Origin of the sequence: Meridianimarinicoccus marinus (genome assembly GCF_040689105.1) — a bacterium.
Taxonomy (GTDB): Bacteria; Pseudomonadota; Alphaproteobacteria; order Rhodobacterales; family Rhodobacteraceae; genus Meridianimarinicoccus; species Meridianimarinicoccus marinus.
Genome location: NZ_JBFBVU010000016.1, coordinates 47149 through 60756, shown reverse-complemented (window position 1 = coordinate 60756; position 13608 = coordinate 47149). Strand labels below are relative to the sequence as shown.

At 66.1% G+C, this 13608-nt stretch carries 12 protein-coding genes; 9 read left to right on the top strand and 3 right to left on the bottom strand.

The genetic code is table 11. The annotated features are described in order from the left end of the window. Positions 1–66 precede the first annotated feature (66 nt). Together AB0T83_RS13150 and AB0T83_RS13145 are read right to left on the bottom strand one after the other, a co-directional pair. The gene (locus tag AB0T83_RS13150) at positions 67–924 is read right to left on the bottom strand and encodes a phage exclusion protein Lit family protein (RefSeq protein WP_366193597.1); all 858 of its coding nucleotides are present in this window, start codon (positions 922–924) and stop codon (positions 67–69) included. Between the two features lie 68 nt (positions 925–992). Beyond that, the gene (locus tag AB0T83_RS13145) at positions 993–1586 is read right to left on the bottom strand and encodes a hypothetical protein (protein WP_366193596.1); all 594 of its coding nucleotides are present in this window, start codon (positions 1584–1586) and stop codon (positions 993–995) included. 153 nt (positions 1587–1739) lie between these two features. Here AB0T83_RS13145 and murB point away from each other — a divergent pair, with 153 nt between their 5' ends. The 9 genes from murB (at position 1740) to AB0T83_RS13100 (ending at position 13179) form a co-directional block, all read left to right on the top strand. Beyond that, the gene (murB, locus tag AB0T83_RS13140) at positions 1740–2639 is read left to right on the top strand and encodes a UDP-N-acetylmuramate dehydrogenase (RefSeq protein ID WP_366193595.1); all 900 of its coding nucleotides are present in this window, start codon (positions 1740–1742) and stop codon (positions 2637–2639) included. A 90-nt stretch (positions 2640–2729) separates the two neighbouring features. Next, the gene (locus tag AB0T83_RS13135; protein WP_366193594.1) at positions 2730–3665 is read left to right on the top strand and encodes a D-alanine--D-alanine ligase; all 936 of its coding nucleotides are present in this window, start codon (positions 2730–2732) and stop codon (positions 3663–3665) included. Continuing rightward, entirely contained in the window at positions 3653–4540 is an 888-nt protein-coding gene (locus tag AB0T83_RS13130) for a cell division protein FtsQ/DivIB (protein WP_366193593.1), read from the top strand. Before AB0T83_RS13135 ends, AB0T83_RS13130 begins: the two co-directional genes overlap by 13 nt. Beyond that, a complete protein-coding gene (gene ftsA, locus AB0T83_RS13125; RefSeq protein ID WP_366193592.1) occupies positions 4537–5868 on the top strand; it encodes a cell division protein FtsA in 1332 nt (443 codons plus the stop codon). Before AB0T83_RS13130 ends, ftsA begins: the two co-directional genes overlap by 4 nt. 148 nt (positions 5869–6016) lie before the next feature. Then, the gene (gene ftsZ / locus AB0T83_RS13120) at positions 6017–7612 is read left to right on the top strand and encodes a cell division protein FtsZ (RefSeq protein WP_366193591.1); all 1596 of its coding nucleotides are present in this window, start codon (positions 6017–6019) and stop codon (positions 7610–7612) included. A gap of 220 nt (positions 7613–7832) precedes the next feature. Next, positions 7833–8753, top strand: coding sequence for a UDP-3-O-acyl-N-acetylglucosamine deacetylase (gene lpxC / locus AB0T83_RS13115; protein WP_366193590.1), 921 nt, complete (start codon positions 7833–7835; stop codon positions 8751–8753). Between the two features lie 121 nt (positions 8754–8874). Then, complete coding sequence (locus AB0T83_RS13110) at positions 8875–9723, top strand: outer membrane protein assembly factor BamD (protein WP_366193589.1); 849 nt, start codon at positions 8875–8877, stop codon at positions 9721–9723. Positions 9724–9756: 33 nt separating this feature from the next. Beyond that, positions 9757–11412, top strand: a complete 1656-nt coding sequence (gene recN / locus AB0T83_RS13105) for a DNA repair protein RecN (protein WP_366193588.1) — start codon at positions 9757–9759, stop codon at positions 11410–11412. A gap of 81 nt (positions 11413–11493) precedes the next feature. Then, a complete protein-coding gene (locus tag AB0T83_RS13100) occupies positions 11494–13179 on the top strand; it encodes a chloride channel protein (RefSeq protein ID WP_366193587.1) in 1686 nt (561 codons plus the stop codon). Positions 13180–13182: 3 nt separating this feature from the next. On the opposite strand, the gene AB0T83_RS13095 is transcribed toward AB0T83_RS13100, so the two are convergent. Continuing rightward, positions 13183–13545: a DUF427 domain-containing protein gene (locus AB0T83_RS13095; RefSeq protein WP_366193586.1), complete on the bottom strand. Its 363-nt coding sequence runs from the start codon at positions 13543–13545 to the stop codon at positions 13183–13185. Between the last annotated feature and the right edge of the window lie 63 nt (positions 13546–13608).

Below are 13608 nucleotides of genomic sequence, written 5' to 3'. Positions count from 1 at the left end.
TGGACCCCTCCCGTGTTGTGGTCTGGGGCCAAGGATACCACGAATCGGCGGCTCGCCGGGTTCGGATCAGTTCGCGGTCGGGCAGGCCTGCGCGATCCGCTCGGCCGGCCAGTCGCGATCCAGCAACAGGGGCATCAGGTTGAGCATCCCGTCGTCGTCGATCAGCGTGGCAAGCTCGGCCACCATCGCGCCGATCTGGGCGGCCAGTTCGGCCTCGCGGTGGGGGTCCAACTCGCCATGGGAAAAGGCCATGGGATCGCCGGTCAGCCGCGCCGCCAGCGTCGCGATGCGCGCCGGGCTGACCGGATGGGAACTGGCGTCGCGCCCGGCGTCGTCCAGCGGATCCAGCCACCAGGCGGCCATATAGTACCAGAACACCCCCATCGGCAGCCCGCCCAGCCGTTCGAAATGGTCCAGCGCGAAAGCGTCGGCGGCAATCTCCTGCCGCTGGCTTTCGGCGCCCGTCATGCTGCCCTGATGGTTCAGCAGAATATGGCCCAATTCGTGCGCCAGGATGAATTGCAGGCCGGAACTGACGATCTTGCCCGAGACGTTGTAGGTGAATTCATCGGCAAAGGCGGTGTCGCGGTTGATGTTGAAGGCACGCAGCGGCGAGGGCAGCGGCCGCCCTTCGCGCAGCTTGGCCCAGAGATAGGCCTGGATGGCCTCGGGATTGCAGTTCTGGCTTTCGACCCAGGCGAACAGCGTGGCGACATCGTCGAAAAAGCGGATCGACTCGAGCGGGAAGTAGATCACGCGGCGACCGGGGTGGGCAAAGAAATCCAGTGGCGAGCGGCCCTGTTCGGGAAACTCCAGCCGCACCTGGGCTGCACGCGGGCGCAACTCGCGCGGCAGGTTGCCCAGAATGTCCTGTGTGAACACACGCTGGATATCGGGTGTGGCCGCCTGAAAGGTGTGGCGCATCTCGTCTGGCGTATAAAGCTGCGCCGACACAGGGGCGGCGAGCAGGGCAAGGCTGACGGCGAGCGCCCTCAGCACAGCGGGTGCAGCGCGGACCAGGCGGTGCGCGCCTCCTCGGATGGGGTGGGGCCGCCCATGTTGCGGGCCCAGGCTGCGAAATCGGAACGGTTGCCCCAGGCTGGCTGCCACAGTCCCGCCATCAGCGTGAGCTTGACGTCGGTCACGTCGATCTCGGTTCGTTCGGACAGGATCTGCCCGTCGATCAGGCAATTCAGGCTGCGCAATTGCCTCTGTGCGACCGAGGCGTCATAGCCGGCACCCGTGGCTTGCAGGCCGGGACCGGCATCGGGGTAAAGCGGTGCCGCACCAATAAACCCACCCGCCGTTGTCCCGGCTTCGGCCAGTTGCGTCCCTTCCGGCACAGCGGCCGGAGCAACCTCGATCGGGTGCTCCAGCGAAACCCACGCATAGCCAATCAGCGCCAGAAGCACGAAAACCGGCGTCGAAAACACGAAGGAACCGCCCAGCCCCAGTGGCGCGCCTTCGGCCAGATTGATTTTCTGCACCGTGCGCCAGAAGCCGATCATCACCACCAGCGCCACCAGCAGGACGACGGCTGTCAGGGTCAGCCGTTCTGCGATGCGGAACAGGATAATGTCGTCCATGGGATGCTCCTTGTTCTTGGCGAAGTGTTGGCCATTTCCCCGAAACGATCAAGTCAGGCCGCCGCGACCCGGCGTTCTGTGCGTGACAGTGCGGGGCAATCGCGCTACCCCCGCGCCGGAACCCCGATCCTGACTGCTATTTGGAAGCCCAACGTGCCGACGACCCCTGCAAGACCCCTGTCCGATCTGACCTGGCTGCGGGTGGGCGGCCCCGCCGAGATCTTCTTCCAGCCCACGGATCTTGAGGATCTCAAGGCGACGCTGGCCGGGCTTGACCCCGCGGTGCCGGTGTTCCCTATGGGCGTGGGATCGAACCTGATCGTGCGCGATGGCGGTATTCGCGGGATGGTGGTGCGGCTGGGGCGCGGGTTTAACCAGATCCGAATCGATGGGGATCTGGTGGTTGCCGGGGCGGCGGCGCTGGATGCCCATGTGGCGCGCAAGGCGGCGCAAGCCGGGCGCGACCTGACGTTCCTGCGCACGATTCCCGGTGCAATTGGCGGGGCGGTGCGGATGAACGCGGGCTGTTATGGCCAATATGTCGCCGACCATTTCGTGTCCGCGCAGGCGGTGACGCGGGCAGGCGAGGTCGTGACCCTGAGCGCCGATGATCTGGCCTTCGGCTATCGCCACAGCACTTTGCCCGACGGCTGGGTGTTGACGGAAGCCACCTTCCGCGCCCCAGCAGGCGATCCGGCGGCACTGGAGGCGAAGATGGCCGAACAACTGGCCAAGCGCGACGCCACACAACCCACAAAGGACCGCACGGCGGGATCGACCTTCCGCAACCCGTCAGGGTTTTCCTCGACCGGGCGGTCCGATGACGTGCATGACTTGAAGGCCTGGAAGCTGATTGATGACGCCGGGATGCGGGGCGCGCGCAGGGGCGGGGCGCAAATGTCGCAAAAGCATTCGAACTTCCTGACCAACGCCGGGGGTGCCACGGCCGCCGATCTGGAGGATCTGGGCGAGGACGTGCGAAAAAGGGTTTTCGAAATCAGTGGCATCACGCTAGAGTGGGAAATCATGCGTGTAGGCGAAAAACCCGGCTGAACGGGACGCCCGCACCAGAAGATCAGACCGGAAAAATCCGGCGGTTCGAGCAGCGGGGCCAGGCGCCCCACAACAGATTGAGGCAGGGTCATGTCGTCCAAGACAGATCCCTTGGTGGCCGTCCTGAAGGGCGGGCCGTCTGCTGAGCGTGACGTGTCGCTCAGTTCGGGGCGGGAATGTGCCGTGGCCCTTCGGGCGGCGGGCTTTCGTGTGACCGAAATCGATGCGGGGGCCGATCTGCCAGCACAACTGGCCGCGACCGCGCCGGACGTGGTGTTCAACGCGTTGCATGGCCGCTGGGGCGAGGATGGCTGCGTGCAGGGCCTGCTGGAATGGCTGCGCCTTCCTTATACCCATTCAGGCGTGCTGGCCTCGGCGCTGGCCATGGACAAGACCCGCACCAAGGCGGCCTATGCCGCTGCCGGGCTGCCGGTGGTCGAAAGCGGGATTTTCGACGCCGAGGCCGTGCGCGCCGGGCACGTGATGGATCCGCCCTATGTGGTGAAGCCCAACAACGAAGGCTCCTCGGTCGGGGTTTATCTGGTGCATGAGGCCGCCAACGGCCCTCCACAACTGGCCCCCGAAATGCCGGACCGGGTGATGGTGGAGCGATTCGCGCCGGGCCGCGAGATGACCACCACTGTTCTGGGCGCGGGCGTCGGCGGGGCCGCGTCGCGCGCCTTGACCGTCACCGACATCCTGATGGACGGCTGGTACGACTACGAGGCGAAGTACGCCCCCGGCGGGTCGCGCCACGTGCTGCCTGCCGATGTGCCGCCCCAGATTTTCGACGCCTGTCTGGACTACGCAGTGCGCGCCCATGAGGCGCTGGGATGCCGGGGCGTGTCGCGCACCGATTTCCGCTGGGATGAAAGCCGCGGGCTGGACGGGCTGATCCTGCTGGAGACCAACACCCAGCCCGGCATGACGCCGACCTCGCTGGTGCCCGAACAGGCCGCGCATTGCGGCATCGACTTTCCGACCCTTGTGCGCTGGATGGTGGAGGACGCCTCATGCGACCGTTGATCCACCGCCGCCGCGACCAGAGCGATCCGGCGCCCAGCCGCGCCGCCTATCGCATGACGCGACTGTGGCTGTCGCCGCTGTTCCGGCGGCTGGTGACGGCGGTGATGCCCGCAGCGCTTGTTGTCGGCGGGGCAGCGGCCTGGATCACTCAGCCCGCGCAGATAAACATGGTGAAAAGCTGGACCGGAGACATCCTTGCCTCGGTCGAGGCCCGGCCCGAGTTCCAGATCCGGCAGATGGCGGTGACCGGGGCTTCGCCGGTGCTGGCCGAGGCGATCCGCGAGCGGCTGTCGCTGGAGTTTCCGGTCAGCTGGTTCCGGCTCGATCCAGAACTGTTGCAGGCCAGCGTCGCCGAACTGGACGCGGTGGCGCAGGTGCAGGTGTCGGTCGAACTGGGGGGCGCCCTGCGCATCGCCGTGCGCGAGCGGGAACCGGCAGTGATCTGGCGCCGGCCCTTCGCGCTGGAGATGCTGGACGCTACCGGCCACCGCATTGCCTATATCGACCATCGCGACGGTCGCCCCGATCTGCCGCTGGTCACCGGGACCGGGGCCGATGCGGCGATCCCCGAGGCGCTGGCCCTGATCGCCTCGGCCCAGCCGATCCAGGACCGCCTGCGGGCCCTGACCCGGCGCGGCGAACGGCGCTGGGACGTGATACTGGACCGCGACCAGGTGATCCGGCTACCCGAAACCGGTGCGCGGCAGGCGCTGGAACGGACGCTGGCCATTCACGCAGCACTGGATCTTCTCAACCGCGACGTGCCGGTCGTGGATATGCGCAATCCGGGCCGTCCGACGGTCCGGCTGGGGCCGGGGGCGATGGAATATCTGCGCCTCACCCGAACATTCGAACAGGGACTTGCAAGCCAATGATGGACGTATTCGAGACGCAACGCGCGATGCGCCAGATGCGCAAGGCCGCGATGCAGCGCGGCGTGGTGGCGGTTCTGGACATGGGCACGCATCAGGCCACCTGCCTGATCCTGCGCTTCGACGGCGGCGACCTGCCCACGGTGGACGGGGTTGGCCCGATGGCCGGGCAGTCGCAATTCCGGGTGATCGGCGCCGCCACGACACGCGCACGCGGCATGCGGCACGGCGAGATTTCGGCCATGCAGGAGACCGAACGCGCCATTCGCACTGTGGTGCAGGCGGCCCAGAAGATGGCGCAGGTGCGGGCGGACCACGCCATCGTCTGTTTCTCGGGGGCCAATCCGCGCTCCTACGGGGTGACCGGCGAGATCGACGTCACAGGGCAGGAGGTCAGCGAAAGCGATGTGGCCGCCGTGCTTGGCAGTTGCGACACCCCGGACATTGGCGGTCATCGCACCATCCTGCACGCGCAGCCGGTGAATTTCGCGTTGGACTACCGGTCGGGGCTGTCAGATCCGCGCGGTCAGATCGGCAACACGCTGACCACCGACATGCATCTTCTGGCGGTGGATCGGGCCGTTGTGCAGAACATCCTGCACTGCGTGAAACGCTGTGATCTGGAACTGGCCGGGCTGGCGTCGTCGGCCTATGTGGCGGGCATATCCGCGATGGTCGAGGATGAACAGAAACTGGGCGCGGCCTGCATCGACATGGGCGCGGGCACCACCGGCATCTCGATCTTCCTGCGCGGACACATGATCTTTGCCGACACGGTGCGCATCGGCGGTGCGCATGTGACCCGGGACATCTCCAAGGGGCTGGGTATTCCGCTGGATCTGGCCGAGCGCATTAAGACCCTGCACGGCGGGTTGGAAGCCACCGGCCGCGACGACCGCGAGATGATTCCCCTGACCGGCGAGACCGGTGATTGGGAGCACGACCGGCGCGAGATCTCGCGCTCGGAACTGATCGGCATCATGCGGCCCCGGGTCGAGGAAATTCTCGAAGACGTGCACGCCCGTCTGGAGGCCGCGGGATTCGATCATCTGCCCAGCCAGAAGATCGTGCTGACCGGCGGTGCCAGCCAGGTGCCGGGACTGTCGGCGCTGGCCACAAGGATGCTGGGCCAGCAGGTGCGGCTGGGCCGGCCGCTGCGCATCCAGGGGATGCCGCAGGCCGCCGCCGGGCCGGGGTTCGCGGCGACCGTGGGGCTGTGCCTTTTCGCGGCCCATCCACAGGACGAATGCTGGGATTTCGACATCGAAACCCATCGATATCCGGCCCGATCGCTGCGCCGCGCCGTGCGCTGGTTCCGGGACAACTGGTAGATCGGCGGCGCGAAGCCGCCAAATCTTGTGGTTTTTGACCCGAATTAACAGTTTTTGGCGTGACCCAGCGCCACGGGGCGGATACACTTGCTGCCAATGAGCACGCGCGGGCGCAAAGTCCGTAAATTAACTACAGGCGGATCCAGACATGACATTGAACCTGACAATGCCCGAGCAGGATGATTTGACTCCGAAGATCACCGTCTTCGGTGTGGGCGGGGCCGGCGGCAACGCGGTCAACAACATGATCGAAAAGGCGCTGGAAGGCGTCGAATTCGTGGTGGCCAACACCGATGCGCAGGCCCTGCAGCAGAACCGGTCGGCCTCGAAGGTGCAGATGGGCATCAAGGTGACCGAAGGTCTGGGCGCGGGGGCACGGCCCTCGGTCGGCGCCGCGGCGGCGGAAGAATCGATTGAACAGATCGTCGATCACCTGGTCGGCAGCCACATGTGCTTCATCACCGCCGGCATGGGCGGCGGCACCGGCACCGGGGCGGCCCCGATCATCGCGCAGGCCGCGCGGGAGTTGGGCGTGCTGACCGTCGGCGTCGTAACCAAGCCGTTCCAGTTCGAAGGCGCCAAGCGCATGCGCAAGGCGGAAGAGGGGATCGAATGCCTGCAGAAGGTCGTCGACACCCTGATCATCATTCCGAACCAGAACCTGTTCCGCCTGGCCAATGAAAAGACCACCTTTACCGAGGCCTTCTCGATGGCCGACGACGTTCTGTACCAGGGCGTCAAGGGGGTGACCGACCTGATGGTCCGTCCGGGCCTCATCAACCTCGACTTCGCGGACGTTCGTGCCGTGATGGACGAGATGGGCAAGGCTATGATGGGCACCGGCGAGGGCGAGGGCGAACAGCGCGCGATCCAGGCCGCCGAGAAGGCCATCGCCAACCCGCTGCTGGACGAGATCTCTCTGAAGGGTGCGCGCGGCGTGCTCATCAACATCACCGGCGGCTACGATCTGACTCTGTTCGAACTGGACGAGGCAGCCAACCGCATCCGCGAGGAAGTGGATCCGGACGCCAATATCATCGTTGGCTCGACCCTGGACACCGACATGGAAGGCTGCATGCGCGTTTCGGTCGTGGCTACCGGCATCGATGCCGCCGTGGAAGCCGCCGACACCCCGGTGCCGCGCCGCAGTCTTGCGACGCCGCTGACCAACAAGGTTGCTGCCGAGGAGAAGCACGCCGAAGCCGCAGCCCCCGCACCGGTGGAAGCCCCTGCAGTCGCGCCAGCAGCAGCCGTGGCGACACCTGCCGCCGCGCCGGTTGTGGCAGAGGAGCCGACGCTGTTCCACGATCTGGACCCGCAGCCGCAAGCCCCCGCAGCACAGCGACCGCAAGTCAGCGATGATCTACCGCCGCCCGCCTATGCGCCGGCCCCGGCTGCCGAAGCCGCCGGCATCGCCGCGCGCTCTGCCGGAACCCCGTCCGCAGAAACACTGCGCCGTCTGGAAGCCGCCGTCCGCAAGGCCCCCGAAGGGTACGAGACCGCGGCCCGTCCCGTTGCTTCGGCACCGGCAGCCGCCGTGGCCGATCCGGGCCATGACAAGGCCCGCTTCGGGATCAACTCGCTGATCAACCGGATGACCGGCCACGGCACCGAACAGCGTCCCGCCAGCCCCTCGGCGCGGCACCAGCCGCCGATGCAATCGATGCCCCAGGACCTGCCCGAGGATGATGCCGACCTCGACAAGATCGAGATTCCGGCCTTCCTGCGGCGCCAGGCCAACTGATTTTTTACACGGTCTGAAACAAATGAAGGGTCGCGTGAAGCGGCCCTTTTTCTTTTTAAAGCAAAATCTTGCTGCGGCTGCGAACGTCCATGAGCGGAAACCTGCCGACCGAAAAAATTGGATGTTTCAGACCGTCATGAAGATTGAGTTGAGACCTGGCTCCCCCTCCCATACCTAACATCTGCAAACTGTTGAAACTGTTGAAGCAGGATCACTCCCAATGCAGATGACCGTCGCAAAAGACATGCACTTCAAGGGGACCGGGCTCCACTCCGGACGCCCTGTGCATATGATTGTGCACCCGGCACCGCGCAACCACGGGATCGTGTTCCGCCGCAGTGATCTGACCGGCGAGGCCGCAGTGCTGGAAGCCCGCTGGGACCGCGCTGAACAGACCCCGCTGTGCACCCGCCTTGTCAACGATCGCGGCACCAGCCTGTCGACCATCGAGCATCTGATGGCCGCCTTCGCCGGTCTGGGCATCACCAACGCGCTGGTCGAGGTCAACGCGCCCGAGGTTCCGATCCTCGATGGCAGTGCGGCCCCCTTCGTGCGCAAGATGCTGGCCGCGGGCCTTGTCCGGCAGGCCGGACCGCTGCACGTCATCCGCATCCTCAAGCCGGTCACCGTCACGCGGGGCGATGCCATGGCCACGCTGACCCCGTCGCACGGCTTCCACATCGACTTCCGCATCGACTATGACGATGCCGCCATCGGCCATCAGTCGCGCTCGCTGAACATGCGCAACGGCGCCTTCGTCCGCAATCTGTGCGACAGCCGGACCTTCTGCCGTCAGTCCGACGTGGACGCGATGCGCGCTGCCGGTCTGGCTTTGGGCGGCACCACCGAAAACGCGGTGGTCTTCGACGGCGATGAGGTGCTCAGCCCCGGCGGTCTGCGCCATCTGGACGAACCAGTGCGCCACAAGATGCTGGACGCACTTGGCGATCTGGCGCTGGCGGGCATGCCGATCCAGGGCCGCTATACCGGCGTTCGCGCCGGGCACAGCCTGACCAACGCGCTGCTGCGGGCGGTGTTTGCCGATCCCGAGGCGTTTGAAATCATCGAATGTGACGCCGAAATGGCCCAGTCGCTGCCCGGCGTCGGCGTGCAGGCCAGCGATCTGGCGCTCTGCGCCTGACATCTTCCGGCAGAAAACGGCGGAACGGCGCGCAATTTTTGCGCGCCGGGTTCCGCAATCCCCATTTTTCCCGCCATTCTTTCGTGATAACCCCGTCCCAATTGAGGACAAAACCTCGGGATTGGTAAGAACAGGCATGCGCGTATCCGGGTCACTGCGGAAATCGATTCTCGTGCTTCTGGTGGCAGGAGGGCTGAGCGGCTGCGTGGACAACCGCGAGCCCAGTTTCGAGAACTTCTCGCCCAAGGAAATCTACGACCGGGCGGAATACGAACTCGAAACCGGCAACCTGGAAGATTCGGCCCGTTACTTCGGCGAGGTCGAGCGGCTGTACCCCTATTCGGAATGGGCCAAGCGGGCGCTGATCATGCAGGCCTATGCTTTCCACTGGGACCGGAACTACGAGGAGTCGCGCTCGGCCGCGCAGCGCTATATCGACTTCTACCCGGCGGACGAAGATGCCGCCTATGCGCAATACCTTCTGGCGCTCAGCTACTACGATCAGATCGACGACGTGGGCCGCGACCAGGGCATCACCTTTCAGGCGCTGCAAGCCCTGCGCACCGTGATCGAACGTTATCCCGACAGCGAATATGCCGACTCGGCGATCCTGAAATTCGATCTCGCCTTCGACCATCTGGCCGGCAAGGAGATGGAGATCGGGCGCTACTATCTGGGCAAGCTGTATTACGCGGCCTCGATCAACCGGTTCCGCGTGGTGGTCGAGGATTTCCAGACCACCAGCCACACGCCCGAGGCGCTGCATCGACTGGTCGAGGCCTATCTCGCCCTTGGCCTGGTCGAGGAAGCCCAGACTGCCGGTGCGATCCTGGGCTACAACTATCAGGGCAGCGAATGGTACAACGACAGCTACGTCCTGCTGACCGGGCAGGGCCTGTTGCTGGAACCTGTCGGATCCAGTTGGCTGAGCGGTATCTACCGTCAGTCGATCCAGGGAAAATGGCTCTGACGCACACCACGGCATGACGGGAGACAGCACCGCATGCTGCGGGAACTGGATATACGCGACATCCTGATCATCGACCGGCTGGAGCTGACGTTTCAGCCGGGGTTGAACGTGTTGACCGGAGAAACCGGCGCCGGCAAGTCGATCCTGCTGGACAGTCTGGGCTTCGTTCTGGGCTGGCGCGGGCGCGCCGATCTGGTCCGGCAGGGGGCCGAGCGTGGCGAGGTCACGGCCCTGTTCGACATTGCCGAGGATCATCCCGCGCAGGCGGTTCTGGCTGAGGCCGGTCTGCCCGGCGGGCGCGAGTTGCTGCTGCGCCGCACCAACACCCCCGACGGGCGCAAGGCCGCCTGGATCAACGACCGCCGCTGTTCCGGCGATGTGCTGCGCGCTCTGTCCGGCACATTGGTCGAGCTGCACGGCCAGCACGATGATCGCGGCCTGCTGGACCCACGTGGCCATCGCGCGCTTCTGGACGCTTTTGGCGGACATGGCGACCTTCAGGCGACCGTGGCAAGTGCGTGGAAAGCACTAGCAGCGGCCCGCAAGGAAGAAGCCACGGCCCGCGCCCGTCTGGAGGCCGCCCGAGCCGAGGAAGACACCCTGCGCCACGCGGTCAAGGAGTTGGACGATCTCGATCCGCAATCGGGCGAGGATGCCGATCTGGACACCCGCCGCCGCCTGATGCAGGGCGCCGAGAAAGTGCGCGACGACGTGCAGCGCGCCGCGCAGGTACTGGGCGGCGAGGGGGCAGAAAGCAATCTGGCCGGGGCGATCCGCTGGCTGGAAGGCGCGGGCGACCTGCTGGAGGACAAGATCCAGGAGCCGCTGGCCGCGCTGGACCGGGCCATGACCGAGCTGGCCGAGGCGCAGGCCGGGGTCGAAGCCTGTCTCGATGCGCTGACCTTCGATCCGATGGAGTTGGAGCAGGTCGAGGAGCGGCTGTTTGCCCTGCGCGGGCTGGCCCGCAAGCACGGCGTGCTGCCCGATGATCTGGCCGAACTGGCGGGCGCGTTGCGCTCACGACTCAAGGCCATCGATCACGGCGCCGAACACATCGCGGGGCTGGAAGCGGCGGTAGCTGCGGCACAGACCGGTTATAAGACCGCCGCCGAGGCGCTGCAACAGGCCCGGCAGGCCGCGGCCCGCCATCTGGATGCGGCCATGGCGGCGGAACTTGCGCCCCTGAAGATGGAACGCGCGGAATTCACCACCGAGGTGCGCCCCGCCACACCGGGCCCGGACGGCATCGACGCGGTGCAATTCACCGTGGCCACCAACCCCGGCGCGCCATCCGGGCCGCTGGACAAGATCGCCTCGGGTGGCGAGCTGTCCCGGTTCCTGCTGGCACTCAAGGTCTGCCTAACCGCCGGCGACACCGGGCTGACCCTGATCTTCGACGAGATCGACCGCGGCGTCGGCGGGGCCACGGCGGATGCGGTGGGCCGGCGTCTGGCCGCTCTGGCCGCGTGCGCCGAGGGCCAGGTTCTTGTGGTCACCCATTCACCGCAGGTGGCCGCACTGGGCCAGCACCACTGGCGCGTGGAAAAGGCGGTGACCGAAGGCCGGACCCTGTCGAACGTGGTGCCGTTGGGCCCCGATGCCCGCGTCGATGAAATCGCCCGAATGCTGTCGGGCGACCAGATCACCGATCACGCGCGCTCTGCCGCGCGGGCGCTGTTGGCGGGATAGGGCTGGTGCTGCGCCCCTTCCGCATGACCCGGACCAGCCCCGCGCAGGGGCACCGGGTTCACGGTCGGGCGGGGGTGTAGCATGGGCCTGCGGCTGGGACGGATTGCAAGGCAGGCGGTGGCGCGATTGCGCAGCCACGTTGCCAGCATCCGCGACGCGCTGCGCCTGAAAGGGCCGGGCACCATCCAGTTCTGGTTCATTGCCCTGCTGGTGGGCTGCGTATCGGGTCTGGCCGCGATGGGGTTCCGCAAGGGCATTCAGGTTTTGCAGACGACCTTCTATGGCACCGACGACGTTTCGCTGGCCTCGGTTGCCGGTGATCTGCCGTGGTGGTGGGTGCTGATCATCCCGATCCTCGGCGGGCTGGCCGTGGGGATCCTTCTTGACCGGTTCACCGACGATGGCCGCGTGCGCTCGGTCGCGGATGTGATCGAAGGCGCGGCCCTGCACGAGGGGCGGCTGGAGCGCAAGGCGGGCGTCGCCTCGACGCTGGCCTCGCTCATCACCCTGTCCACCGGCGGCTCTACCGGGCGCGAGGGACCGGTGGTCCATCTGGCGGGCGAAATCTCAAGCTGGGTCAGCCGCCGGATGCACGCGGACGGATTGCATGGGCGCGAGTTGCTGGGCTGCGCCGTGGCGGCGGCGGTCTCGGCCTCGTTCAACGCGCCGATCGCCGGGGCATTGTTCGCGCTGGAAGTCGTGCTGCGGCACTTTGCGATCCATGCTTTCGCACCCATTGCCATCGCCTCGGTTGCGGGCACGGTCATCAACCGGCTGGAATTCGGCGGGGTGACCGAATTCGTCCTGCCAAGCAAGAACACGCTGGATTTCTTCGTCGAACTGCCGGCTTTCCTGCTGCTGGGTCTGGTCTGCGGGCTGGTGGCCGTGATCTTCATGAAACTGGTGCTGTGGACCGAAGGGGTGGCCAACGACATCCAGGCGGAAACCGGTCTGCCGCGATGGGCTCGCCCGGCGGTGGCCGGAGTTTTCCTGGGTGCCATCGCGATCTTCTATCCGCATGTCATCGGGGTCGGTTATGAAACCACGGCCCGCGCCCTGACCGGCGAACTGGTGCTGCATGAAGCCGTGGTCTTCGCGGTGCTGAAGTGCATCGCCGTGGCCATAACCATGGGCGGGCGCATGGGCGGCGGCATCTTCTCGCCCTCGCTGATGATGGGCGCGCTGACCGGGCTGGCCTTCGGGCTGATCGCCACCGGGGTCTTCCCCGAGGTGTCGGGCAGCGAGACGCTCTACGCGCTGGCGGGCATGGGGGCGGTGGCGGCGGCGGTGCTGGGCGCGCCCATCTCGACCACGCTGATCGTGTTCGAGCTGACCGGCGACTGGCAAACCGGGATCGTCGTGATGACATCGGTGGGATTGTCCACGGCGCTGGCCAGCACCATGGTGCACCGCTCGTTTTTCCTGACGCAACTGGAGCGACGCGGCATCCATCTGGCCGGGGGGCCGCAGCAATACCTGCTGGCGCTGCACCGGGTATCCGTGGTCATGCGCAAGCCCGAACATCCCCGCTATCCGGGGGAGGAGGCCGCGCGGGCGCTGATCGCCGAGGGGCTGAGCCTGGAGCGCACCGCCACGCTGGAACAGGCGATGCCGCTGTTCGAGCAGACTGAAAGCGACTTCCTTCCGGTGATCCAGCAAGGCGACACCGCCGGCGAGGTCGACGTGGTGGGCGCCCTGTATCATCTGGACGCCCTGAAGGCTTACAACCGCGCCCTGGCCGCCACCGCGGCCGAGGAGCATTCCTGAGGCTCAGTGTTCCTCGACGGTGACCTTGTCGGTGTCGAAGGTCAGATGGTCCTTGATTGCCGCAGCCGCAGAGCTGGGGTTTTCATAGGACCACGCCGCATCCTCGATCACCTTGCTCTTGGTTTCGATCGAGTAAAAGCTTGCCGTACCCTTCTGCGCAGAGTCGGTCGAGGTGTCGGACTTGTCGAAGAACGCCATGGCCACATCGGCGCGGGGAATGAAGATTTCCGGCGCGCCGTCGCCTTCAACCAGTTCCAGCGCGTTCTGGGTTTCGGCATAGACTGCACCCGAGGCATAGACCACCCATTTGCCGGGCAATTCGCGGATGGTGAGCGCGACACCATTTGAATTGGACGTATCGGACATGCGTTCCCCTACTCGTTTCAAACTAAGTGTATGGCCCGTTCCTTAGACCGGATCGGGCCGACT

Bases quoted from the DNA above. Each gene is read 5' to 3' on its own strand.
- lpxC (WP_366193590.1), top strand. From the start codon at position 7,833: ATGCAGATGACCGTCGCAAAAGACATGCACTTCAAGGGGACCGGGCTC.
- AB0T83_RS13135 (WP_366193594.1), top strand. From the start codon at position 2,730: ATGTCGTCCAAGACAGATCCCTTGGTGGCCGTCCTGAAGGGCGGGCCG.
- AB0T83_RS13095 (WP_366193586.1), bottom strand. From the start codon at position 13,545: ATGTCCGATACGTCCAATTCAAATGGTGTCGCGCTCACCATCCGCGAA.
- AB0T83_RS13130 (WP_366193593.1), top strand. From the start codon at position 3,653: ATGCGACCGTTGATCCACCGCCGCCGCGACCAGAGCGATCCGGCGCCC.
- ftsZ (WP_366193591.1), top strand. From the start codon at position 6,017: ATGACATTGAACCTGACAATGCCCGAGCAGGATGATTTGACTCCGAAG.
- AB0T83_RS13145 (WP_366193596.1), bottom strand. From the start codon at position 1,586: ATGGACGACATTATCCTGTTCCGCATCGCAGAACGGCTGACCCTGACA.
- AB0T83_RS13100 (WP_366193587.1), top strand. From the start codon at position 11,494: ATGGGCCTGCGGCTGGGACGGATTGCAAGGCAGGCGGTGGCGCGATTG.
- AB0T83_RS13150 (WP_366193597.1), bottom strand. From the start codon at position 924: ATGCGCCACACCTTTCAGGCGGCCACACCCGATATCCAGCGTGTGTTC.
- ftsA (WP_366193592.1), top strand. From the start codon at position 4,537: ATGATGGACGTATTCGAGACGCAACGCGCGATGCGCCAGATGCGCAAG.
- recN (WP_366193588.1), top strand. From the start codon at position 9,757: ATGCTGCGGGAACTGGATATACGCGACATCCTGATCATCGACCGGCTG.